At 74.8% G+C, this 24,447-nt stretch carries 17 protein-coding genes; 13 read left to right on the forward strand and 4 right to left on the reverse strand.

Annotated features, from left to right (window positions below):
* Position 1: 1 nt before the first annotated feature.
* The 3 genes from H6H00_RS14850 to H6H00_RS14860 are packed head-to-tail and all read right to left on the reverse strand — an operon-like array spanning position 2 to position 4,307.
* On the reverse strand, positions 2 to 1,474 hold the full coding sequence (locus tag H6H00_RS14850) for a glycosyltransferase 87 family protein (RefSeq protein WP_185721827.1): 1,473 nt from the start codon (positions 1,472 to 1,474) through the stop codon (positions 2 to 4).
* Positions 1,474 to 2,664 (reverse strand): acyltransferase family protein, encoded by a 1,191-nt coding sequence (locus H6H00_RS14855; RefSeq protein WP_185721828.1) that lies wholly within the window; start codon positions 2,662 to 2,664, stop codon positions 1,474 to 1,476. Before H6H00_RS14855 ends, H6H00_RS14850 begins: the two co-directional genes overlap by 1 nt.
* Positions 2,664 to 4,307: a sugar transferase gene (locus H6H00_RS14860; protein WP_185721829.1), complete on the reverse strand. Its 1,644-nt coding sequence runs from the start codon at positions 4,305 to 4,307 to the stop codon at positions 2,664 to 2,666. The genes H6H00_RS14855 and H6H00_RS14860 overlap by 1 nt, the downstream gene beginning before the upstream one ends.
* A gap of 408 nt (positions 4,308 to 4,715) precedes the next feature.
* On the opposite strand from H6H00_RS14860, the gene H6H00_RS14865 reads away from it, so the two are divergent.
* The 8 genes from H6H00_RS14865 (at position 4,716) to H6H00_RS14900 (ending at position 14,987) form a co-directional block, all read left to right on the forward strand.
* Positions 4,716 to 5,552, forward strand: coding sequence for a glycosyltransferase (locus tag H6H00_RS14865; protein WP_255425760.1), 837 nt, complete (start codon positions 4,716 to 4,718; stop codon positions 5,550 to 5,552).
* 4 nt (positions 5,553 to 5,556) lie between these two features.
* Positions 5,557 to 6,858: an FAD-dependent oxidoreductase gene (locus H6H00_RS14870; RefSeq protein WP_185721830.1), complete on the forward strand. Its 1,302-nt coding sequence runs from the start codon at positions 5,557 to 5,559 to the stop codon at positions 6,856 to 6,858.
* A 70-nt stretch (positions 6,859 to 6,928) separates the two neighbouring features.
* On the forward strand, positions 6,929 to 7,522 hold the full coding sequence (locus H6H00_RS14875; RefSeq protein ID WP_255425761.1) for an HNH endonuclease: 594 nt from the start codon (positions 6,929 to 6,931) through the stop codon (positions 7,520 to 7,522).
* A gap of 148 nt (positions 7,523 to 7,670) precedes the next feature.
* Entirely contained in the window at positions 7,671 to 9,440 is a 1,770-nt protein-coding gene (locus H6H00_RS14880; protein ID WP_185721831.1) for a glycosyltransferase family 2 protein, read from the forward strand.
* Positions 9,440 to 11,395 (forward strand): radical copper oxidase GlxA, encoded by a 1,956-nt coding sequence (glxA, locus tag H6H00_RS14885; protein WP_185721832.1) that lies wholly within the window; start codon positions 9,440 to 9,442, stop codon positions 11,393 to 11,395. Before H6H00_RS14880 ends, glxA begins: the two co-directional genes overlap by 1 nt.
* A 59-nt stretch (positions 11,396 to 11,454) precedes the next feature.
* On the forward strand, positions 11,455 to 12,450 hold the full coding sequence (locus H6H00_RS14890; RefSeq protein WP_185721833.1) for a glycoside hydrolase family 6 protein: 996 nt from the start codon (positions 11,455 to 11,457) through the stop codon (positions 12,448 to 12,450).
* A 144-nt stretch (positions 12,451 to 12,594) separates the two neighbouring features.
* Positions 12,595 to 13,893 (forward strand): MATE family efflux transporter, encoded by a 1,299-nt coding sequence (locus H6H00_RS14895; RefSeq protein WP_185721834.1) that lies wholly within the window; start codon positions 12,595 to 12,597, stop codon positions 13,891 to 13,893.
* On the forward strand, positions 13,890 to 14,987 hold the full coding sequence (locus tag H6H00_RS14900; RefSeq protein ID WP_185721835.1) for a class I SAM-dependent methyltransferase: 1,098 nt from the start codon (positions 13,890 to 13,892) through the stop codon (positions 14,985 to 14,987). Before H6H00_RS14895 ends, H6H00_RS14900 begins: the two co-directional genes overlap by 4 nt.
* Before the next feature lie 7 nt (positions 14,988 to 14,994).
* On the opposite strand, the gene H6H00_RS14905 is transcribed toward H6H00_RS14900, so the two are convergent.
* Positions 14,995 to 16,473 (reverse strand): sugar transferase, encoded by a 1,479-nt coding sequence (locus H6H00_RS14905; RefSeq protein ID WP_255425762.1) that lies wholly within the window; start codon positions 16,471 to 16,473, stop codon positions 14,995 to 14,997.
* Positions 16,474 to 16,757: 284 nt separating this feature from the next.
* Here H6H00_RS14905 and H6H00_RS14910 point away from each other — a divergent pair, with 284 nt between their 5' ends.
* Genes H6H00_RS14910 through asnB form a run of 5 tightly spaced genes read left to right on the forward strand, consistent with a single transcriptional unit; the run spans position 16,758 to position 24,438 of the window.
* Positions 16,758 to 18,173: a GumC domain-containing protein gene (locus H6H00_RS14910; protein WP_185721837.1), complete on the forward strand. Its 1,416-nt coding sequence runs from the start codon at positions 16,758 to 16,760 to the stop codon at positions 18,171 to 18,173.
* Positions 18,170 to 19,957 (forward strand): GumC domain-containing protein, encoded by a 1,788-nt coding sequence (locus H6H00_RS14915; RefSeq protein ID WP_185721838.1) that lies wholly within the window; start codon positions 18,170 to 18,172, stop codon positions 19,955 to 19,957. The genes H6H00_RS14910 and H6H00_RS14915 overlap by 4 nt, the downstream gene beginning before the upstream one ends.
* Positions 19,954 to 21,282 carry a UDP-glucose dehydrogenase family protein gene (locus tag H6H00_RS14920; protein WP_185721839.1) on the forward strand — a complete coding sequence of 443 codons (1,329 nt, stop codon included), beginning with the start codon at positions 19,954 to 19,956 and terminating at the stop codon, positions 21,280 to 21,282. Before H6H00_RS14915 ends, H6H00_RS14920 begins: the two co-directional genes overlap by 4 nt.
* Positions 21,279 to 22,472: a glycosyltransferase family 4 protein gene (locus H6H00_RS14925; protein WP_185721840.1), complete on the forward strand. Its 1,194-nt coding sequence runs from the start codon at positions 21,279 to 21,281 to the stop codon at positions 22,470 to 22,472. The genes H6H00_RS14920 and H6H00_RS14925 overlap by 4 nt, the downstream gene beginning before the upstream one ends.
* Positions 22,473 to 22,482: 10 nt before the next feature.
* Positions 22,483 to 24,438, forward strand: coding sequence for an asparagine synthase (glutamine-hydrolyzing) (asnB, locus tag H6H00_RS14930; protein ID WP_185721841.1), 1,956 nt, complete (start codon positions 22,483 to 22,485; stop codon positions 24,436 to 24,438).
* Positions 24,439 to 24,447 lie beyond the last annotated feature (9 nt).

Raw genomic sequence — 24,447 nt, forward strand, 5'->3', positions numbered from 1 at the left:
TTCAGTCCCCTTCGTTCTGGTCGGTGAGGCGGTACCAGACGCCGGCGTCCGAGGTGCGTACCTGTTCGTACTGGGAATCGAGCATCCGGAGCAGCGTGTTACCCCGGGTGGTGGCCATCTCGGCGTAGATGTTCTCCAGGAACACGTACGTCGGGCGCGCGGTCGCGAGGTCGACGCCGAGCTCGTCCCACTGGGCGTCGGTGAAGAGCTCGGGGGTCCAGCCGTTGAGCCGGACCGGCACGGGCGCGTCCGCCACGAGCTGGTAGGTCGGGTCCCCCAGCACGTAGAGGCCGTCCCCGGGGGCGAACCCGGCCGCGGCCAGCTCGGAGCGGGCGGTGGGCGCGCTCCCCAGCCGGTCGGCGATCGCCGCCCGGCTCTCCGCGGTCCAGCCGTTGCCCAGGGCCATCGGCCGTTCCGGAGACGCGACGCCGACGGCGAGCAGCGGCACGGCCGCGAGCGCGAGCGCGGTGAGAGCCGGCCGCCGGGGGCGGTGCTCGGACAGCTGCCGTGCGGCCAGCGCGAGCAGGGCGGGCGTCAGCAGCACCCAGTGGTAGGACCACCACAGCTGCCCGCCGACCACGAGCAGGCCGGTGCCGGCCCAGGCGAGCAGCGCCAGGTCGAGCGGGTCCCGGTCGCGGCGCACGGCGGGCAGCCGCAGCGCGACCAGCACCAGGACGGGGGCGGTGACCAGCACGTACCGCCCCAGCCCGCTGACCAGCCGTCCGACCGGGCGGGCGCCCTCCTGGGCCAGCGCCTGGCCGGGGCCGACGAACCACGTGTGCAGCGCCTCGCCGAGCGCCCCGTCCACGGCGAGCCAGCCGGTGACGGCCAGCACCGGCACCGCCGCCCCGGCCGCGACGGCGGGGAGGGCGGCCGCCCGGCGGGTGGCCAGCAGCCAGACGACGACGGCGACCAGCGGGACGGCGGCCACCCACAGCTTCAGCACCGCCACGACCCCGATGCAGAGCCCGGCCGCGACCGCCCGGGCCGTCGACGGCCCGCGCACGACGAGCACCACGGCGGCCAGCGCGGGCGCGACGGCGAGCTGCTCGACCTGGCCGAGGTCCAGCGCCCGCACCGGGAGCAGCAGCACGGCGGCGCCCGCGACCGGGATGCACCGGCCCACCGCGGGCCGGACCCGCCCGCGCAGCAGGCGGCCGACCAGCACGGCGGTGAGGACGGCGACACCGACGTCGAGGACCCGGGTCACGACGGTCGACGGCCCGAACGCCGCGTCGACGGCGCCGTACCAGAGGAAGATGCCGGGCTGCTTGATGTCCCAGATGCCGGTGTAGGGCACCCGCCCGGCGACGACGTCGCGCCCGATCACCGCGTAGAGGGCCTGGTCGCCGTAGTAGGGCAGCAGGACCAGCCCGGACGCGACGACGGCGAGCGCGGTCCAGGCCAGCGCGACCGGGGCGAGGCGGACCGGCGCCGCCGGCGCGACCGGGTCGTTCCGCAGGCGGATCGCCATCAGGCGGCCGCCGTACGGGTACGGCCCTTCATCCGCAGGAACGGCAGCTCGATCCAGCGGAACGTGACCACCGACAGGGCGACGGCGAGCGTGCCGCACCCGAGGAAGATCCCGAGCTGGGCCGGGACCGAGGGGTCGTAGCCGGCGAGGCGGTGCCCGATCAGGAAGATCGGCATGTGCAGCAGGTAGATGCTGTAGGAGCGCTCGCCCAGCCAGATCAGCACCCGGTTCTCCAGCAGCCGCGGCAGCGGGCCGGCGCCGCGGGTGACCACCACGAGCATCAGCACGGACAGCAGGCCGAGCAGCGAGTAGCCCCAGAGCCAGCCGTGGTCGATCGGGAACGCGATCGCCCAGGAGCGCCACAGCGGGAACGGGGCACCGGTGACCGCGGCGACGACGACCTGCACCGCGCTGATCGACCCGACCAGCACCACCGCCCCGACGACGAGCGTGCGGGTCGACGGCAGCCGCCGGAAGATCTCCGGGTAGGCGAGCAGGCCGCCCATGGCGAACGCGTCGACGTAGCCGAACGGCAGGCCCTGCATGACCTCGATCATGTAGTCGAAGTCGAGCCCGCCCGCGTGGACGAGCAGCATCCCGACGCCCAGCCGCAGCAGCGGGCCGCCCAGCACCAGCACGACCAGGAAGGTGCGGAGCCCGCGGCGGGTCAGCACCAGCGCGGCGACCGCGGCGAGCGCGCAGAGCTGGATCTCCACGGCCACCGACCACACGTGCTTGTACATGTCGGCGTTCCAGCCCGCGCTGATCAGCCGGAAGTCGTAGGTGGCGGTCCACAGCCACGGCAGGTCGCCGCGGATGGACTCCGGCCGGTCGAACACCAGGCCCAGGAAGGTCAGGAACAGGCACAGGGCCACGTAGAGCGGCAGCAGCCGCAGCGCCCGGTTGCGCACGAACGCGCGGATCCCGGCGACCTTCCCCTCCGGCGGGCGCCCGAGCAGGATCTTGACGATGAAGAAGCCGCTCATCACGAAGAACACGGGGATGGCGAGCCACAGCACGTTGCCCGGGAAGCCCGCGTGCACCCACATCACGGTCACCGCGAGCACGCCGCGCAGGCCGTCGAAGGCGGGGACGTACCAGCGGGAGGACCGGCGCGCCGCCCCGGTGGCCGGGGGAGCCTGACCGACCACGACGTCCGGGGTGTCGGAGGGTCGTTCCTGCGTCGTCATTAGTGCTGCCCCGACCGGAAGACCTCGCGCACGGTCAGCAGCAGGATCTTCAGGTCCAGCCACAGGGACCAGTTGGCGATGTAGTAGTTGTCATAACGACTCCGGTCCGCGATCGAGGTGTCACCGCGCAGCCCGTTCACCTGGGCCAGCCCGGTGAGGCCGGCCGGCACCCGGTGCCGCGCCCAGTACCGGTCGTGGACCTGGGAGAACTCGGCGACGAAGCCGGGCCGCTCCGGGCGCGGACCGACCAGGCTCATGTCGCCGCGCAGGATGTTCCACAGCTGGGGGAGCTCGTCGATCGAGGTGCGCCGCAGCACCCGGCCCACCGGGCCGATCCGCGGGTCGCCCGCGATGTTCCACCGGGTCTGCGACTCGGTCTCGTCGGCCGGGCGCATGCTGCGCAGCTTGAGCAGCGGGAACGTGCGGCCGTCGAGTCCGACGCGCTCCTGCCGGAACAGGATCGGGCGCCCGCTCTCGACGACGACCGCGATCGCGGCCGCGGCCAGCAGCGGCGAGCACAGCACGAGCGCGACGGCGGCGAGCAGCGAGTCGAGGCCGCGCTTGACCCACCAGCTCGGCCGCTCGGTGGGGGCGGAGGCCACGCGGACCAGTGGGTACCCGCGCAGCCGCTCGATGTCGGCCGAGTCGGAGTAGAGCTCCCACATCCGCGGGACCATGAGGATCGTCGCGCCCTGGCTGTGGGCGGTGATCGCGGCGTCGACGATCTGGGCGTCGGTGGCGTTGGTGTAGGCCAGCACGATCACGCCGACGCGCTCCGCGACGATCGCGTCGTGCAGGCTGCCGGACAGCAGCGGCACCGGCAGGCTCGCGGAGTCGGCGGGCGGGGACGGGTCGATGAACCCGACGGGCAGCAGGCCGAACTCCGGCTGGTCGAGCATCGACCGGACGAGGTCGACGCCGAGGGTGCCCGTGCCGAGCACGATCGCGCGCTCGCCACGACCGAACCGGCGACGGGCCCAGCGGGCCACCTGCAGCACCCCGGCCCGCGGCACCGCGCCGATGACGAAGAACAGCAGCACGGTCACGCCGACCGTGCGGATGGTGCTGTCGTGCTCGCCGAGCACGACGGCCAGGGCCGCGACCAGGCCGAAGGACGCGGCGTCTGCGGCGATGCAGCGGGGGAGGTCGTGGTAGTAGGACAGCCACAGGCGGCGGCGGTAGAGGCGGGCGCCGGTCCGGACCGCGAAGAGCGTGCCGCCCACGGCCAGCGCCCAGCCCCGGCCGGGACCGGCGAGCAGCAGCGCGGCCGCGATCGCGGCGAGGTCGGTGACCACGAGGAGGACGGCGACGCCGCTGACGCGCTCGTCGAGCGGGCGGCCGGGGCGGGCGGGCGCGGCGGGTGCGAGCGGTGTCGTGCGGACGGCCGGTGTCGCCGGGACGGCCGGCACCGCGGGGGCGGCCGGCACCGCGGGGGTGGCCGGTACCGCGGGCCGGACGTCGGCGGTCGGGAGGTCCGCGGGCGGGAGGTCCGCGGGCGGGGCGTCGGCGGGCGGGGCGTCGGCGGGTGGGGCGTCGGCGGGTGGGGCGGCGGCCGCGGGAGCGGCGGGTGCGGGCGCGGCGGTGGCGGGCGCGGACGCGGCGCGCGCGGGGGTGGCGGGTGCGGACGCGGCGCGCGCGGACACGTGGAGGGAGGCGCGCCCGGGAGCGACCGGGACACCACGGGGCCCGATCGTCCGCTCGGTGGTCGTCAACTCGTCGCTCTCCCTCGTCGCGGGCCACGTGCTGATCACGTGCAGTCATGTCGTGCATGACTTGCGTGTTCATTCGGGTGAACACTCGCCGCCGATGGCGAGCGATCTGTCGTGGGAATGCTCGTCCGCGCGCAGGTAGGTGTTAGCCCGGTGTGACTCTGGTCTCGGGAGCATAAAGGTTCCTTTGCCAATGTCTGCGACTGACCTGCGGAAAGTCGCCCAGTTGACGTCAGCTCTACTGATGATCAGCACCGGTGTGTAACGCGGGCAGACGGGGGGACGAGGCCTCCCATGACATCACTGATGGTGACCATCCTCGTCCCGAACGGGTGACACGCTTTGACCGAACAGCTGTTCGTGCCCGCGCCGATCGTTCCCGCGCAGGCCCCCGCGCCCGAGGCGCCCGCGCCCACCCCGCCGGCGGGCGGGGTGGCCCACGTCGTGCTCCCCGCTTACAACGAGGAGGGCTCGCTCCCCGCGCTGCTCACCCGGCTGGCGCAGACCGCCCGCACCGAACGGCTCGTCGCGTGGGTCATCGACGACGGCTCGGCCGACCGCACCGCCGAGATCGCCACCGCCGGGGAGCCCGGGCTCGACGTGCGGCTGGTCTCGCACCCGCAGAACCTCGGGCTGGGCCAGGCCGTGCAGTCCGGGATCCGCGCGGTGCTCGCCGCGGCCGACCCCGACGACTTCGTGGTCGTCATGGACGCCGACGACACCCACGACCCCGGGATGATCCGCGTCCTGCACGACGGCCTCGACGCCGGCGCCGACGTCGTCATCTGCTCGCGGTTCGTCGAGGGCGGCGACGACTCCACCGCCCCGCCGTTCCGGCGCCTGCTCTCCCGCGGTGCCGCGGTCACCTTCCGCAGCGCGCTGCGCGTGGAGGGCGTCAACGACTTCACCAGCGGCTTCCGGGCCTACCGCGTGAGCGTCCTGGCCCGCGCGGCCAAGCACTGGGGCGAGCGCCTCGTCGAGGAGCAGGGGTTCGCCTGCATGGTCGAGCTGCTGCTCAAGCTGCGACACTGCAACCCCGTCATCGCGGAGGTGCCGCTCGTGCTCCAGTACGACCGCAAGCAGGGCGCGAGCAAGCTGCGCCTCAAGCGGACCATCGGCCAGTACGTGAAGCTGCTGGTGCGCGACCGCCTCGCGCCCGCGCCGTACCGGGCGCTCTGACGTCGTGGCGCACGTCGTCGTCGTGGGCGGCGGGATCTCGGGTCTCGCCGCCGCGCACCGTCTCACCCGCGCCGGCGTCGGCGTCACGCTGCTGGAGGCGTCCGACCAGCTCGGCGGGCTCGGCACGTTCTTCGAGCGCGAGGGCCGCACGATCGAGCGGTTCTACCACTGCGTCATGCCCAGTGACGAGCACCTGCTCCCGCTGCTCGACGAGCTCGGCCTGGCCGACTCGCTGACGTGGGCGCCCACCTACATGGGTATGGTCGTGGAGGGGGAGCGCCACCCGTTCAACACCGCCCTGGACCTGCTGCGCTTCACCCCGCTCACGTTCCTGCAGCGCATCCGGTTCGGGCTGGTGTCGGTCCTGCTGCGGTTCCTCGGCAGGGGCCGGGACCTCGACAACCTGCGCATCGAGGACTGGCTGCGCCGCCTCTACGGCGAGGTCATCTGGGAGCGGATCTTCTCGCCGATGATGGGGTCGAAGTTCGGCGCGAAGTTCGGCGACGTCCCCGCGCTCTACATCTGGCAGCGGCTGGGCCGGGAGAAGAACGTGGCCGTCCGCGGCTACCCGTCCGGCGGCTACGAGTCGATCATCGACGCCCTGCGCGCCGCGATCGAGGCCGGCGGCGGCACCGTGCGCACGGGTGCCCCGGTCGCGGCCCTGGCCGCGGGTGCCGACGGCGTCACCGTCGATCTGGCGTCGGGGGAGCGGATCACGGCCGACTGGGCGATCTCCACGCTGCCCCTGCCCACGCTGCGCGCCGTCGCCGACGCGGCGCTGGCCCCGGCGCTGCCGACGGTGCAGCTCGCCTACCAGGGCGTCGTCAACGTGCTGTTCTTCCTGCGGCGCGGGCTCGACGGGCACTACTGGGCCCCCGTCCTGCACTCCGGCACCGACTTCGACGGCGTGATCGAGATGTCGGCGCTCACCGGCACGGTCGACGGCCTGCACCTGGCGTACGCGATGCACTACTGCGACCGCACCGGCGAGCTGTACCGCACCGACCCCGAGGAGATCGCCCGCCGCTGGACCGCGCAGCTGCTCGCGACCTACCCCGACGTGCTCACCGCCGACGACGTCGTCGACGTGCGGGTGTTCACCGCGCCCTTCGTGGAGCCGGTGTACCCGCTGGGCTACGCGGCCACCAAGCCCGCGGCCGAGGTGCCCGGCACCCGCCTGCTGCTGGCCACCACCGCGCAGATCTACCCGGAGGTCACGAGCTGGAACTCCAGCACCGGCCTGTCCCACCGGGTGGTCGACGGCCTGCTCACCCGCCTGGCCGCCGACACCCCGGCGCGCGTCTGAGGCGCCGCGCCGATATCACACTTACGTAACCCACCCCCGCTATGGTCTGATTCGCCAGGGAGGTGGTCGCGTGAAGCATCGACAACCGGACCCCACCGGTACCGACCCCGAGCCAGGGGAGGTGCCGGGGATCGCGCCGATGCCGGGCGTGATCCCGACGGGGTCCCGGGTACTGCTCCTCAACGCCACCTTCGAACCGCTGGCGGTCGTCACCGCCAAGCGCGCCGTCGTGCTGATGCTCACCGGCAAGGCCGAGTGCGTGGAAGCCGCCGTCGGCAGCGCGTTCCACTCCGAGAACCTCACGCTCCCCGCCCCGTCGGTGATGCGCCTGTCCCGGTACGTGCGCGTCCCCTACCGCCGGGCCGTCCCGATGACCCGCGCCGGCGTCCTGCGCCGCGACGGCCGCCGCTGCGCCTACTGCGACCGGCGCGCCGACACCATCGACCACGTGGTCCCGCGCAGCCGCGGCGGGGTCCACTCGTGGGACAACTGCGTCGCCGCCTGCAAGGCGTGCAACTCCAAGAAGGCCGACCGCATGCTCGACGAGCTGGGCTGGACGCTGCCGTTCGTGCCGCGCCCGCCGAACCGGGCGGCGGGCGGGATCCTGGTGCTCGCGGTCGAGCCCCTGCCGTCCTGGGAGCCGTGGCTGACGACCGCCGCGTGACCCCCCCGGACGGACGCAGGGTGAACGGTTTCACGTGTACGGGTGTCGCCCATGTGGGTAACGAACGCCGCTGAGCGGCCGATGGGCCGGATGTCGGATACGCCGTGCAGCCGCACGGACGCCGCGTCCACCACACGAGTGATGCCTGATGACAGAGATCGCCGACGCCGTCGGCTCGCGCGCCCGCGACTTCTCCGCCCTCACGGGACCGCTGACGCGGCTGAAGCCCGGCCACCCGTACCGGGTGACCTACCGCAGCCTCGACCGCGAGGCCGGACTGCGGCGCCGCAGCGGGACGGTACTCCTCGGTGTCCTCGTCGTCGCGTTCGACATGCTGTTCGTGGCGTGGCTGCTGACCCCGGCCCACTTCCCGTGGGTCGCGGACCTGGAGACGCCGTCCCCCGTCGACGTGGTGCTGATCGCCTCGATCGCCGTCGTCGAGGTCTTCCGGCTGCTCAACCTGATCTCGCTGGCGCTCGCGTCGGTGATCGTGCGCGACCCGGTGCCGATCGAGCCGGCCGGTGACCTGCGCGTCGCGTTCCTGACCACGATCGTCCCGGGCAAGGAGCCCGTCGACATGGTGCGGACCACGCTGGAGGCGGCGCTGCGGATCCGCTACACCGGCACCCTCGACGTCTGGCTGCTCGACGAGGGCGACGACCCGTTCGTCGCGCAGATGTGCCGCGAGATCGGCGTGCGCCACTTCAGCCGCAACGGCGTGGCGGCGTACAACACCGAGGCGGGCGAGTTCCGGGCGCGGACCAAGCACGGCAACTACAACGCCTGGATCGACCGCCACGGCCACGACTACGACGTGTTCCTCTCCGTCGACCCCGACCACGTGCCGCTCCCGAGCTACGCCGAGCGGATGCTGGGCTACTTCCGCGACCCCGACGTCGCGTTCGTCGCCGGGCCGCAGGCCTACGCCAACAGCGAGAGCTTCATCGCGCGCTCCGCGGAGTCGCAGCAGTTCCCCTTCCACAGCCTGATCCAGCGGGCGGCGAACACCCACCGCGCCGCGATGCTGGTCGGCACGAACAACGCGGTGCGCATCGACGCCCTGCGCAGCATCGGCGGCATCCAGGACTCGATCACCGAGGACATGGCCACCGGCCTCGCGCTGCACGCCCGGCGCAACCCGGCCACCGGACGCCGGTGGGACTCGGTCTACACGCCCGACGTCGTCGCGCTCGGGGAGGGCCCGACGAGCTGGGGCGACTACTTCGGCCAGCAGCTGCGCTGGTCGCGCGGCACGCTGGAGATCTTCGGCGGCGTGTTCTGGCGCCGGGCGCGGCGGCTGCCCCCGCGGCGCGGGCTGCACTACCTGCTGCTGATGACCTTCTACCCGTCGATGGCGTTGTCCTGGGTGCTCGGCTCGATCAACGCGATCATGTGCCTGGTGGTCGGGGCGACCGGGCTGGTCGTCTCGCCGACGATCTGGCTCGCGCTCTACGTCGACGTCCTGCTCGCCCAGTTGTGGATCTTCGTCCGGAACCGGCGCTACAACGTCAGCCCGGTGGAGACCGAGGGCTCGCCCGGCCTGGTCGGGATCTTCATGTCCCTGCTGTCCGCCCCGCTGTTCGCGGCGTCGCTGGTGCAGACCGTGCTGGGCAGGCGGACCCGCTTCGTCGTGACGCCCAAGGGCGCCGCCGCGGGCGTCGACGGCCTGTGGACCTTTCGCCTGCACCTGTGCTGGGCCGCGCTGATGGGCGGGGCGCTGTGCGTCGCGGCCCTGCGCGGCAGCCTGCGGATCGAGGTCCTGCTCTGGCCGATGATGGTCCTGCTGATCTGCCTGGCCCCCGTCGTGCACTGGCTCGGCCGCCGCCGGATCCGCCCCGACCTCGAGGAGGTCGTCCCCGTCCCGATCGTCGTGCCGGCGCAGACCCGCCGCACCGTCTCCGAGGAGGCCGCGTCGTGATGCGCGCCCTGCGCCGCACCGTGGCGCTGCTCCTGCGCTTCCGCAGGCCGATCCTGGTCCTCACCGTGCCGACGCTGCTCGTCGCGGTCAACTTCGCCCCCGCCGTCGCGCTGGTGGCCGACTACCGGCACTACGCCTTGGTCAACAGCCCGGAGTACCAGCGCCAGTACGGCCGCTGGGACGTCGTCGAGCTGCCGTCGGACATGCGCGTCAACGCGATCCACGCGGCGCTGCTGCCCAGCGGCAAGCTGCTGGTCATCGCCGGTTCCGGCAACGACCAGGAGCACTTCGACGCGGGCACGTTCAGCACGCTGCTCTACGACCCGGCGACCGGGGCCACCAGCCTGGTCCCCACCCCGTCGGACCTGTTCTGCGGCGGCCACGCGTTCCTCGCGAACGGCAACCTGCTCGTCGCGGGCGGCACCCAGCGCTACGAGGTGCTCGCCGAGGACGTCACGAAGGCGGCGGGCGGGATGCTCGTCAAGAACGAGAACCCCGACTACCCCCGCGAGCTGCCGCGCGGCACGGTGTTCGTGTCCGAGGCGGGGCTGCGCTACGTCAGCACCGCCGACCTGACGCTGCCGCCCGCCGACAAGGTCACCACCGGCCAGGGCCGCCGCACGACCACCACGGTCACCGCGAGCGAGGGACGGGTGTGGGTCGAGGCCGAGCAGGAGGGCCCGGAGTACGCCACGGACGCGCAGGTCCACTACACCGTCGACGGCGTCGTCGGGCAGGAGGCGACCGAGGTCTACGGGCTGACGCAGTCGACGACGTTCGACAAGCAGGAGTTCCAGGGCATTGTCGACACCTACGAGTTCGACCCGGTCGCGGAGGAGTACGTCCGCGTCGGCGACCTGGTCCACCCGCGCTGGTACCCGACGCTCGCCGGGCTGCCCGGCGGCGGCGTCATCGCGGTGTCGGGGCTGGACGGCACCGGGGAGGTGCTCGACGGGCAGAACGAGACCTACGACCCGGCGACGCGGACCTGGACCGAGCGCCCGGACCTGCGGCAGTACTTCCCGACCTATCCCGCGCTGTTCGGGACCTCGGGCGGCGACCTGTTCTACTCCGGCTCCAACGCCGGGTACGGCCCCGACGACCGCGGCCGCGACCCCGCCTTCTGGGACCTCGACGAGAACGTGCTCACCCCCGTGCCCGGCCTGCGCGACACCGACCAGCTCGAGACCAGCGCCTCGTCGTGGCTCGGGCCGGTGCAGGACCAGCGGATCATGGTCGTCGGCGGTGGGGGCGTCGGGGACTCCGAGCGCTCCACCGGGCGCATCGACGTCATCGACCTCGACGCGCCGGAGCCGGCGTTCGCCCCGGCCACCGACCTGCCGCAGGGCACCCGCTACCCGAACCTGGTGCAGCTGCCCGACGACACCACCCTGATCACCGGCGGCTCGGTGGGCTACCGCGGCAACGGGCAGAGCGACATCCTGGAGGCCTACACCCTCGACACCGACGGTGCGCTGACCGACGTCGCCGACCCGACGGTCGGGCGCGACTACCACTCCGAGGCGCTCCTGCTGCCCGACGGCCGCGTCATGACGCTCGGCTCGAACCCGCTGTTCCGGGACGCGGAGAACACCACGCCCGGCCGGTTCGAGCGGCGACTGGAGATCTTCACCCCGCCGTACCTGTTCCGCGGCGACGGGCGGCCGGAGATCACCGACGCCCCCGCCGGGGTCGGCCGCGGCACCACGATGACGGTGTCCTCGCCCCAGGCCGCGGCCGTCACCGGGGCCCGGCTGATCCGGCCGAGCGCGGTCACCCACGGCACCGACACCGAGCAGCGCTCCGTGGCGCTCGACATCACCGCCCGCACCGACGGCGGGCTCGACCTGGCCGTCCCCGCGGCCGAGACGCTGGTGCCGTCGGGCTACTACATGCTGTTCCTGCTCGACGCCGACGGCACGCCGTCGACGGCGCGGTGGGTGCAGGTGTCGTGACGGGCCCACGAACGGTGGACCGTGCGGTGGGGGCCGGGTAGCCGGTGCCAGAATCACCCGTGCCCCGCCGACGACGCGCCGCGCCCGCACTGCTGCTCGCCTCCGCCGCCCTGTTCTTCGGGGCCTGCGCGAGCTCCGTGCCCGCGCCGGTCGCGCTGCCCTCGCCCACCGGCTTCTACGTCGACCCGGAGTCCGCGGCCGCCGTGCAGGCGCGGGAGCTCGCGGCGCAGGGCCGCACGGACGACGCCGCCCTGCTCGACCGGATCGCCGCCCAGCCGGTCCCGCAGTGGCTGACCGCCCCCACCGGGCAGGTCGCGGCGCAGGTCGCCGGGTACGTGGCGCGGGTCAGGGAGGTGGGGCAGACCCCCCTGCTGGTGCCCTACCACGTGCCCGACCGCGACTGCGGCAGCTTCTCCGGCGGCGGGGCGGCCGACGCGGAGGACTACCGGGCGTGGATCCGGGAGGTCGCCGCGGAGCTGCGCGACGGCCCGGCCACGGTGGTCCTCGAGCCCGACGCCGTGCCGCACGAGCTCGCCGGCTGCGCCGGGTCGGGGGCCGGGCGCGCGGAGCTGCTCGCCGACGCGGTCACCGTCCTCAAGGCCGCGGGCGAGGTCACCGTCTACCTCGACGCCGGCAACCCCGGCTTCATCAGCGACGTCGACGCCCTGGCGGGCGCCCTGCGCGCCAGCGGGGTCGGCGCGGCCGACGGGTTCGCCCTCAACGTCGCCAACTTCTGGCCCGACGCCGACGTCGTCGCGTTCGGCAAGGAGATCTCCGCCCGGCTCGACGGCGCCCACTTCGTCGTCGACTCGGGCCGCAACGGCAACGGCCGGGTCCCCGAGGAGTTCGTCGACGGCGGCCCGAGCTTCTGCAACCCGCCCGGCCGCGCGCTGGGCCGCGCCCCGACCCTGGAGACGGGCGACCCGGTCGTCGACGGGTACCTGTGGATCAAGCGGGTGGGGGAGTCGGACGGGGCGTGCCGGCCGGGGGAGCCGGTGGCGGGGCAGTGGTGGCCGGAGTACGCCCTGGGTCTCGCGGAGCGCGCGCCGGGCTGACGCCGCGTCCCCGTTCCGGGTAACGCCGGGTGCCCCGGGGACGACCCCACCCCTGATCGCGAGGGTGGGAGGCCGCCGGGCCCGGGCTCAGGGAGTGGCGCATGAGGCACTGCCGGGCCGGGTGCCGCGCCGCTGGTCGCGGGCATGGCTAGGCACGTGGCACCGGCCGACCGCCGGGACCTCGTCGGCCGGTTCCGGCACCGCGCGGCGGAGCGCGCGGTGGTGACCCTGGTGGACCAGGTCGTCTCCTCCGCGTCCAACTTCCTGCTCGGCATGCTCATCGCCCGGGCCAGCGGGGCGGACGGGCTCGGCACCTTCGGCATCGCGTTCCTGGTGTGGCTGGCGGTCGTCGGCCTCAACCGCGCGCTGGTCACCGAGCCGATGACGGTCGGCGACGCCACCGGCCGCGCCGGGGCGAACCTGCCGGAGGGACTGCTCTCCGCGCTCGTGGTCGGGCTGGTCGCCGCGACGGGGATCGCGGCCGTCGGGGTGGTCATGCACCTGGCCGGGGTGGGCACCGCGGCCCTGCTGGCCGTGGCGGTGTGGATCCCGAGCCTGCTGGCCCAGGACTACTGCCGGTCGATGGCGTTCCGGCTGCGCCGGCCCGACCAGGCACTGCTCAGCGACGCCGCGTTCGCCGTCGTCCAGGTCGCCTCGTCGCTGGCGCTCTACCTGGGCGGGGTGCGCAGCACGACGGCGTTCATCTCCGCGTGGGGGCTGGGGGCCACCGTCGGGGCGATCGTCGGGGTCCGGCTGCTGAGGATCCGGCCGACGGTGCGCGGGGCCGTCCCCCACCTGCGGGCGCTCTGGCCGCGCAGCCGGTGGTTCGTCGCCGAGTTCGGCACGTCCTTCCCGGCCGACCAGGGCTACCTCCTGCTGCTCCCGGTGCTGCTGGGCACCGCGCAGTTCGGGTACTTCCGCGCCGGGATGGGCCTGATCGGGCCCGTGGTGGTCGTCTTCATCGCGGGGGGCAACATCGGGCTGCCCGAGTCGGTCCGCCGGTTGCGCGAGGGCGGCGCCGCGGGCCTGCGGTCCTACGCCCGCTCGCTGACGGCGGTCGTCCTGGCGGTCACGGTCGTCTACTGCGGGCTCGTCGCCGCGCTGGCCGAGCCGGTGCTGCGGGTGGTCTACGGGGCCGAGTTCGCCCCGGCGGCCACCGTCACCCGCCTGATCGCGCTGCAGTACGTCCTGATGGCGGTGAGCTTCGGCTTCGGCCAGGCGGTCAAGGCGGCGGGGCGGATGCGGCAGCTGTGGCTGGGCCGGGCCGTGAGCGCCGCGCTCTCGATCCTGGCGGTGGTGGTGCTGACGGCGGAGTTCGGGCTGGTGGGGGCCGGTGTGGCGAGCGTGACGGCCGGGCTCGCGTACAGCACGGGGGTCCTGGTGGTGCACCACCGGATGCACCGGTCGGGCGCCCTCGCGCCCCGGGAGCAGGTGTGCCGGTGAGCCCCTGCCGCTCGTGCGCCGCGACCTCCGGCGACCTCGTCCTGGACCTCGGCGACCAGCCCGCCTGCGAGTACTTCCCCCGGCTCGACGACCCGGGGCCGGAGCCGGTCTTCCCGCTGCGCCTGTGGCTGTGCCGCGCGTGCGGTCTCGCCCAGCTGGCCGACGACGCCGTGCTGCCCGACGAGCCGGTCGGCACCGAGCCCGCGGCACTGGCCCGCCAGCGCGCCGACGCGATCGCCGCCGTGCGGGCGATGGGGCTGCTGCCCGCGGGTGCCACCGTCGTGGAGGGGGCCACCCCGCACGGCGGGTCCTGGCTGCCCGAGCTCACGGAGCTGGGACTGCGTCCCGCCCCCGGGGGCGCGGCGGCCGACGTCGTCGTCGACGCGACGTTCGGGCTGATGCACGAACCCCGCCAGCGGGAGGCGCTCGACCGGCTCGTCGCCGCCGTCGCCCCGGACGGGGTGCTGCTGTTCGGCTTCCACTCGCTCGCGGCGATCGTCGGGGACGGGCAGTGGAACGCCGTCCGGCTGGGTCACTACGCCTACTACTCGACGCCCGCGGTCGTCGGGATGCTCGCCCGCGCGGGCCTGGTGGTCACCGACGCGCTGTGGTTCCCGCTCTACGGGGGCACCGTCCTGGTCGTGGCGCGCCGCGGCGGGGTGCCGGCGGCGTCCGTCGCCGACCTGGTGGCGGCGGAGACCGCGGCGGGGGTGCTGGACCCCGGGGTCGTGGGCGCGCTGCAGACGGCCGTGCTGCGGTCGACCGCGGGGCTGCGCGACCTCGTCCACGGCTGCCGCGCCACCGGCGCGCCCGCGTTCGGCTACAGCGCGGCCTCCCGCGCGGTGGCGCTGGTGCACCTGGCCGGGCTGGACGCGGGCGACCTGCCCGCGGTGGCCGACGCCTCCCCGGCCAAGCACGGCTGCCGGATGCCCGGCACCGACATCCCGATCGTCCCGCCCGCCGAGCTGCTCGCCGCCGGACCGCGGACGGTGCTGCTGTTCGTCTCCGACCTGCTGCCGGAGGTCCGGCGCTCGCTCCCGGAGGTCGAGGGGGCCGGGGGCCGGTGGGTCGACTGCGGCGCCGGGCCCCGGTAGCGCCTGCTCAGTACGCGCCGTCGGAGCGCAGCACCGCGCCCACCGTCTTCCACAGGATCAGGGCGTCGAGCGCGAGGGACCAGTTCTCGACGTAGCGCAGGTCGAGGCGCACCGACTCCTCCCACGAGAGGTCGCTGCGGCCGCTGACCTGCCACAACCCGGTCAGGCCGGGGCGGACGCGGAGCTTGCGCTTGGCGGTCCGGTCGTAGGTGGCGACCTCCTCCGGCAGCGGCGGGCGGGGCCCGATCAGCGACATCGAGCCGCCGAGGACGTTGAACAGCTGGGGGAGCTCGTCGAGGGAGTAGCGGCGCAGCAGCGCGCCGACGCGGGTCACCCGGGGGTCGGCGCGGAGCTTGAACAGCGGACCGTCGCCGTCGTTGGCGGGCACGAGCGCGCGGCGCCGCGCCTCCGCGTCGGGGACCATCGACCGGAACTTGATCATCGTGAAGGTGCGGCCGTGCCGGCCCACCCGCGTCTGCCGGAAGAACACCGGACCGCCGTCGGCGCGCACCGCGACCGCGATGGCGAGCAGGAGCGGGGTGACCAGCGCCAGCACCACCGCCGCGCCGATGCGGTCGATCACGGCCTTGACGACCCGCGGCAGCCCGGTGAGCGACGGCTGGGTCAACCGGAGCAGCGGCAGCCCGTCGACCGGTGCGACGTGCAGCCGCGGCCCGGCGACCTCCATCAACCCGGGATCGACGACGAGATCGGCGCCCAGGCCCTCCAGGTCCCAGGCCAGCTGGTGCAGCCGCCGGGGGGTCCAGCCGGGGGCGCGCCCGATGGCGACGACGCGGTAGCCGCCGGTGCGGACGACCTCCGCGACGGCGTCCAGGTCGCCGATGACGGGCACCCCGAGGACGTCCTGCACGCCGTCCGCGCCCCCACCGGGCGTGCACGCACCGTGCACGACCCAGCCGTTGGAGCGCTCGCGCCGGGTGCGGTCCACGAGGTCGGAGATGGACTCGACGGACCCGACGGCCAGCGCCGGGTGCACGCACCGGCCCTCGAAGCGGTGGGCGTGCAGCCTGCGGCGCAGGGCGTAGCGCCCGACCAGGCTGAGCACGCCCATGGCCGGGATCAACCCGAACGCCCACGGCCGGACCGACGGGATCTGCAGGGCCAGCCCGCCCATGCCCAGCACGACCGAGCTGGCGGCGACGGCGCGGACGAGCCGGCTGAGCTCCTCGGACCCCTGGCCCAGCACCGGCGGGTCCCACGCCCGGCCCAGCAGCAGGCACACGATCGTCAGCAGGCCGCTGACCAGCGGCAGCCACGGCGACACGGCGTCGCCGAAGTTGAGGTCGTTGGTGCCGAGCTCCAGCCAGATGCCGGTCGGGACCACGACGGCGACGGCGACGACGTCGCTGACGACGACGGCGGCGGCGTAGCGGCGCAGCCAGGGGGCCGGGGGGAACGGCGGCGGGGACCCGGCCGGCGCGCGCCGGCGGGCGGCTCGTCCCTGTGCCGCGACATCCGAAGTCATCGACATCCTCAGCTCTGCCGTCGTCGGCATGCTCCGGGCACCGGCCCCGACCCCGGCGTCCTCCTCCACGTCGTGCGTGCAGGTCGGGGGTCGCGTGCGGGCCGCCGACCGTTACCTGCCACCCGGGCGTCGGGCGTTCACTCGATCGAGTAACACCGGTGACCGCCCTGACGAGCATGTCGCCGAACGTGAGCACCACGACGTCCGAGGTGGGCCGATCGAAGGACCGGACACCCGGGACGAGGGGGACACATGGGTTGGCTGCCGATGCTGGGCCGGAGGGCGTGAGCGTGGACGACATCGTGCGGCTCTCCGTGGTCACCCGGGTGGCCCGACGGCACCTGCGGGGTCTCGCGGCCCTCGCCGTCGTCGGCGCGCTGCTGGGCTCGGCGGTCTGGCTGGTGCTCGCCCCCGGGTGGACGGCGGCGAGCGAGGTCCTGCTGATCGGGGCCGTCGAGCAGGAGGAGATCTCCGCCGAGGAGCAGATCGCCTCCAGCCTGACGGTCCTCGACCGCACCGCCGACGCCGTCGGCGGCGGGACCGGCGCCGACCTGCGCGACCGCGTGCAGGTCTCGGTGGTGGAGGGCAGCGTCCTGCGGATCGCGGGCACGGCCGGCAGCCCCGAGGCCGCCGCGCGGCTCACCGAGGCGGCGACGGACGCGTACATGGGGTTCTCCGCCGAGCTCGTCGGGCAGGCCGCGAACGCCGCGACCGCCGTGCTCGACCGCAGGCGCGCGGACCTGGAGCAGCGCGTCGAGGAGATCCGCAACGACATCGCGGCCCTCCAGGGGACGGCGGTCGTGACCGACCCGACCCCGGACGGCACCCGGGCCAGGGCCGAGCTCGACCGCCTCGGCGACACGCTCACCAGCACCACGAGCGAGCTGAGCGACGTGGAGGGCCGCGTCCAGGAGGCGGCCGCGGAGGCGGCCGCGGGCAAGGGGCGCTTCGCCGTGCTCGAGTCGGCGGTGTCCGAGGGGCCGGCCGCCCCGACGGTCGTGACCGCCGCCGTCGCGGGGTTCGTCGGGCTGCCCGCGCTCGGCCTGCTCGCGCTGCTCGTGGCGCGGCACACGGACCGCCGCCTGCGTGACCCGCTGCGCATCGGGGAGGCCCTCGGGGTCCCCGTGCTGGCCGACCCGGCCCTCGCGGTCCTCGTCGCCGACACCGAGGGCACCCGCCCGCTCGGCCTGCGGGCGCTGCTCGCGGTCCGCAGGCCCGCACAGCTGGTCGCGCTGCTGCGCCACGACGGGGCCCACCCGGCCCCGGCCGACCGGCCCGAGGACCCCGCCCGCCTGCGTCGCGTGCTCGACCGGGTGCCCGCGCCCGCCGACGCCGCGGCGTCCACGGTCCTGCTGGTGCCCGCGGGCGACGCGCTCGCCCGGAGCGCCGCCGAGGGGATGGTCGCCGGACGCGACCCGGCGCCCGCGATCGTCGAGGTCGACCTGGACCACCCCCGTCCGGAGCCCGCGGACGGTCCGGCCGAGGCCGTCGTGGTGGTCCCGGTGGGTGCGGCGACGGCGTGGCAGCTGCTCGGCCTGGCCGCCGCGGCCGCCGAGTCGGGGCCGGCGCTGCGCGGTGCGGTCGTGGTGACCGCGGCGGCCGCGACCGACCCGCCCGCCGCCTCCGCGCCGCCTCCCGACGGGGAGCCTCCCGCGGACGGTGCCGAACCGAGCGACGCGGCGATGGCGGGGTCGGCATGAGCACCGCGCCCGAACCCCTCCTCGACCTGAGCGGACTGGCCGCCGGGCTGCGCTGGCGCCGCCGCACGTGGGTGGGCCTCGCGCTCGCCGGCCTGCTCCTCGGTGTGCTGAGCACCGTGGTCCTCCCGTCGGGGAGCACCGCCGTCACGCGGGTGCACGTGACCCACGAGGAGGAGTCGTTCACGAACGCTACGACGATCGGCGAGACGGACGTCGCCCTGTTCGAGACCACCCAGGTGGCGGCGGCCGCGCTGCAGCGGATGGGTGACCCCGCCGTGACGCCGGCGCAGCTGCTCGCCGCGTACCAGGTCAAGGCGGTCGCCGCGAACGTCCTCGAGCTCACGGTGACCGGCCGGGACGGGGCCGGCGCCCTCGCCAGGGCCCAGGCGCTCGCCGACGCCTACATCGCCACCCACGTCGGCCGGATCCAGGACGCCGCCGACGCGGAGGCGGCGGCGCTCACCGACCGCCGGGACGCCGCGCAGGCGCAGCTCGACGACCTCGCCGACCAGATCTCGGACGTCGCCGCCCAACCGGTGACCCCCGCGACGGCCGCCCAGCTGGAGGCGCTCTACGCCGCCCGGGCCGGGCTGGACGGGCAGATCCAGGACCTCGGGCAGCGCGCCGAGGAGGCCAGCATCGGGGCCCCGCGCGTCGCCGCGGGGACCACGATCGTCGACGCTCCGCGCATCGCCGGCCGTTCCCCGCTCGTCGCGGCGGGGATCGCGGGGGCCATCGGGCTGGTGCTGGGGCTCGGCGTCGGGCTCGGCGTCGCGCTGGTCGGCGCCGTCGTCGCCGACCGGCCCGTGCTGCGCCGGGACGTCGCCGCCCACCTCGGGGCCTCGGTGATCGCCCAGCTGCCCGCGCCGCGCCGCGGCCCGTCCCGGCTGGTGAACCGGTCCGGCCCGGCCGCCGAGCGCAGGCGGGCGGCCGCCGTCCTCGCCCGGCTCGTCGGCCCGGAGCCGGGGGCGGTGTCGCTGCTGGAGGTGGGCTGTCCCCGGCTCGCGGCGGCGCTCGCCGTCGACATCGCGGCCGAGCTCGTCGTCGATCGGGACGTGGTGCTGGTCGACGACCTGCCCGGCCGCGACGTGCAGGCGGCCGGTCCCGCGGCACCGGTGGAGGTGGTCGACGGCGCGTCCCACCCGGCCGGTCCGCCGGCCGCGGGCACGTGCTACCTCGGGGTGGGGTCGGCCGGGCCGGACACCGCCTGGTCGGACCTCGCGCGCCTCGGGACCGAGACGCTGCTGGTCGTGCGGGCGGGCGCGGCGTCCACGGCGAGGCTGCACGAGGTGGCCCGCCAGCTCGCCGACGTCGGCATCCACGTCATCGGCGTCGTCCTCGTGCACCCGGACCCCCGGGACCGCACCGACGGCACCCTCTGGGACGGCCTGCACCACGCCCTGCGCGGACGCGCCGCCGCCCTGGCCGCCGGCCGGCACCCGGACGAGCTCGTGCTCGTGCCGGCGTCCGGGGCCGACCCGGCCGGCGCGTCCGGCCACGGCCCGGGCACGAACGGGAACGGGCGCGCGACGGCCGCGGCGACACCGACCGGGGACGACGGCCCGTCCGGCGCGGACGTCGAGGGCCCGGACGTCGAGGGCGCCGACGTCGGGATCGAGGTCGGCGTCGGCTCGGCGCCGGGCGGTACGGCGTCGAACGGGACCGGGAAGAAGGGGAACGGCACGGCGAAGAACCGCACGGCGGGGGCGGGGGCCCGGAGCTCGAGGAACGGAACGGGTCCCTCCGTGGACGTCACGGCGGGCGACGACGTGGAGGTCACGTGAACGTCACACTGTTCGGGCTCGGCTACGTCGGGTCCGTCACCGCGACGTGCCTGGCGAGCCGAGGACATCGCGTCGTCGGGGTCGACACCGACGCGGTGAAGGTCGCCGCGCTCAACGCGGGTGTCCCGCCGGTGCTCGAGGCGGGCCTGGACGACCTGCTCCTGCGGGTCGTCGCGAGCGGCGCGCTGCGGGCCACCGAGTCGGTCCGGGACGCCCTCGTCGACTCCGACGTCTCGCTGATCTGCGTGGGCACGCCGTCCGCCCCGAACGGCAGCACCGACCTGCGGCAGGTGCGGCGGGTGGTCCGGGAGATCGGACGGGTGCTGGCCGGGTCGGCGCGGCCGCACACGCTGGTCGTCCGGTCGACGGTGCCGCCCGGCACCGTCGAGGACGTCGTCGTCCCGCTGCTGGAGGAGGCGTCCGGCCGCCGCGTCGGCGAGGGCCTGCAGGTGGCGATGTGCCCGGAGTTCCTGCGCGAGGGTACGAGCGTGGCCGACTTCTTCGACCCGCCGTTCCTGGTGGTCGGCGGGTCCCCGGAGGCGGCGGCCGCGGTGCGCGAGCTGTTCGGGTTCGTCGAGGGCCCCACGCACGAGGTGGAGCTGCGCTCGGCGGAGAGCCTGAAGTACGCCTGCAACGCCTTCCACGCGCTCAAGGTGTCGTTCACCAACGAGCTGTCGCGGCTCTACCGGCTGCTCGACGTCGACAGCCGGGAGGTCATGGAGGTCTTCGTCGGCGACCGGCAGCTGAACATCTCGCCCGCCTACCTGCGGCCCGGGTTCGCGTTCGGCGGGTCGTGCCTGCCCAAGGACCTGCGCAGCCTGCTGCACCTGGCCCGGATGAACTGCGTGGACCTGCCGGTGCTGCAGGGCGCGCTGGTGTCGAACGAGATGGTGGTCCGCGACGTCGCGGAGCGGGTGCTGGACGCCGTCGAGTCCGGCGGCGAGCACAACCGGCGGGTGGCCCTGCTCGGCCTGTCGTTCAAGCACAACACCGACGACCTGCGGGAGAGCCCCAACGTGGCGCTCGCGGAGATGATGCTCGGCAAGGGCCTCGACGTGCGGATCCACGATCCGCACGTCAACGCGAGCCTGCTGACGGGGGCGAACCTGCGCTACGTCCAGGAGCGCCTGCCGCACCTGCAGAAGGTGCTGCACGAGGACGCGGCGGACGCGCTGCGCGGAGCCCACGTGGCGGTGGTCTCCACCGCCGACCCGACGGTCATCGCCACGGTGCTGGCCGCCGCGCCCCCGGTGGTCATCGACCTCGACGGGCGGCTGGGCCGGCCGGTCGAGTCGCTCGCCGGGTACCAGGGGGTGGGGTGGTGAGCGCGCGCGGCGACCACGTCTGCATCGTCGTGCAGAACCTGCCGGTGCCGTTCGACCGGCGGGTCTGGCTGGAGTGTCAGGCGCTGCGCGACGCGGGGTACACCGTGTCGGTCGTCTGCCCGAAGGGCCCGGGCGACCCGGCCTTCCAGGAGCTCGACGGGGTGGCGCTGCACAAGTACCGCGCGTTCCCGCCGATCACCCGCAAGATCATGTTCGTCGCCGAGTACCTGTGGTCGGTCCTGGCGACGTTCGTCGTGCTCACACGGGTCTGGCGGCGCGCGCCGTTCTCCGTGGTGCAGGTGTGCAACCCGCCGGACGTGCTGTGGATCGCGGTGCTGCCGTTCCGGCTGCGCGGCGTGCGGATGGTCTACGACCAGCACGACCTGTGCCCGGAGCTGTACCTGTCCCGGTTCGGGGGGTCCACCGGCCTGCCCTACCGGGCGCTGCAGGTCGCGGAGCGGATCACCTACGCGCTGGCCGCGCAGGTGATCTCGACGAACGAGTCCTACCGGCGCGTGGCCATGACGCGCGGCCGCAAGCGGCCCGCCGACGTGACCGTGGTGCGCACCGGGCCGGACCCGGACCGGATGCGCCGGGTCGACGAGGACGAGGAGCTGCGGCGCGGCCACCCGTTCCTGCTGGTCTACCTCGGGGTGATGGGGCCGCAGGACGGCGTGGACCACGCGCTGCGGGCGATGCACGAGATCGTCCACGTCCACGGCCGCACGGACGTCGCGCTCACCCTGATCGGGGACGGCGACGCCGGCGCCGACCTGCGCCGGCTCGCCGAGGACCTCGCGCTCGGCGACCACGTCCACTTCACCGGCCGCGCTCCCGACGCGCTCGTCGCCACGCTGCTCTCCACGGCCGACGTCGGTCTCTCGCCCGACCCGCGCAACCCGCTCAACGACGTGTCGACGATGAACAAGACCATGGAGTACATGGCGTTCGAGCTGCCGGTCGTCGCCTACGACCTGGTGGAGACGCGGGTCTCGGCCGCCGACGCCGCGATCTACGCCGAGCCCAACCGGGTCGACTCCTACGCGCTCGCGATCCTCGACCTGCTCGCCGACGAGGTGCGCCGCAAGGAGATGGGCGTGGCCGGCCGGCGCCGGGTCGAGGACGTCCTGGCCTGGCGCAACCAGATCCCTCCGTACGTCCACGTCTACGACCGCCTGTCCGGTCGCTGAGGAGACCGCAGTGTGCGGAGTCGCCGGTACCTACCTCTGGCCCGACGGGGGCCCGCTGACGGAGCGGCTCACCGCCGCGGTCGCGCACCGCGGCCCCGACGGGTCCGGGCGCTACGCCCACCGGGCCGGTCCGGGGGAGGTGCACCTCGGGCACCGCCGCCTCTCGATCGTCGACCTGTCGCCGACCGGGGCGCAGCCGATGGTGTCCGACGGGCTCGCGCTGACCTACAACGGCGAGCTCTACAACGCCGCCGAGCTGCGCGCGGACCTGCGCTCGGCCGGGGTCCGGTTCCGCGGGACCTCCGACACCGAGGTGCTGCTGGAGGCCTGGCGGCAGTGGGGGGTCGACTGCCTGCCGCGGCTGCGCGGGATGTTCGCGTTCGGCATCTTCGACGAGCGCACCGGCGAGCTCGTGCTGGTCCGCGACCAGCTCGGCATCAAGCCGCTGTTCCTGGTCCGGCGCGACGGCGGGGTGGCGTTCGCCTCGGAGCTCAAGGCGCTGGCCGGGGCGCTCGGGTCGGGCCTGACCGTCGACGACACGGCGCTGGTGGCCTCGTTGCTCTACTACTGGGTGCCCGACAGCCGGTGCGCGTTCCGCGAGGCGGAGAAGCTCCCGCCCGGCAGCTGGCTGCGGCTGTGCCCCGACGGGCGGTCGACGGCCGGCCGGTACTTCTCGCTGCGCGACACCGCCGAGGAGGCGGCGGCCGACCCGCACGGCGGGCCGGACCTGCACGACGTCGTCGCCGACTCCACCCGGCGGCACCTCATCGCCGACGTCCCGGTGGCCACGTTCCTCTCCGGGGGCCTGGACTCCAGCTACCTCACGGCGCTCGCGGCGCGGCACACGCCGGGGATCGCGGCGTACACGGTCGGCTTCCGGGCGCAGGACGCGCGCTTCGAGGCGATGCCCGACGACCTGCGCTACGCCCGGATCGTCGCCGAGCGCTTCAGGGTCGACCTGCGCGAGATCGAGATCGCGCCGGACGTCACCGAGCTGCTGCCGCTGATCGTCGACCACCTCGACGAGCCGATCGGCGACCCGGCGGCGATCAACACCTACCTGATCTGCCGGGCCGCGCGCGAGGCCGGCGTGCGGGTGATGCTGTCCGGGATGGGCGCCGACGAGCTGTTCGGCGGCTACCGCAAGCACCTCGCCAACACCCTCGCGGTCCGGTACCGGGGCCTGCCCGCCGGGTTGCGGGGCGCGGTGCGCGGCGGCGTCGACCGGCTGCCGGTGGCGGGCGCGCGCCGGGGCTACCGCTCGGTGCGCTTCGCCAAGCGCTTCCTCAGCTTCGCCGACCTCCCGGAGGAGACGGCGTTCCGGCGCAGCTACACGATGTACGACCGGGCCGAGCTGATCGACCTCGTGCACCCGGACCTGGCCGGCTCGGTCGACGAGGTGCTGGCCGAGCACGCCGCGGTCTACGCCGACACGTCGCTGACCGACCACGTCAACCGCATGTGCCTGGCCGACGCGCGGATGTTCCTCCCCGGGCTCAACCTCACCTACACCGACCGCGCCAGCATGGCGGCCTCCACCGAGGTGCGGGTGCCGTTCGTCGACGTCGAGGTGGTCCGGGCGGCGTTCCGGGTGCCGGGGCGGCGCAAGATCGTCGGCCGGCAGGGCAAGGCGGTGCTCAAGCGGGCCGCGCTGGGCACGCTGCCCCGGGAGATCGTGCACCGGCCCAAGGGCCTGTTCAGCGCGCCGCTGCGGGCGTGGATGAGCCGTGACCTGGCCGCCGAAGTCCGCGAGGTCGTCAACGAGGGGTTGCTCGTCTCGTCGGGGTTCCTGTCCCGCGAGGCGCTCGCCCGGCTCGTCGCCGAGGACGCGGCGGGGCGGCAGGACCACTCCAAGCACCTGTGGCACGTCGTCACGCTCGAGCACTGGTACCGCGGGGCGGTCGCCAACGGCGCGGGCGGCGGCGTCACGGCCCCGTCCGGCGGCAGCACCGTCTCCGTGGCCTGAGAGGAACGG

The organism is Pseudonocardia petroleophila (assembly GCF_014235185.1).
Taxonomy (GTDB): domain Bacteria; phylum Actinomycetota; class Actinomycetes; order Mycobacteriales; family Pseudonocardiaceae; genus Pseudonocardia; species Pseudonocardia petroleophila.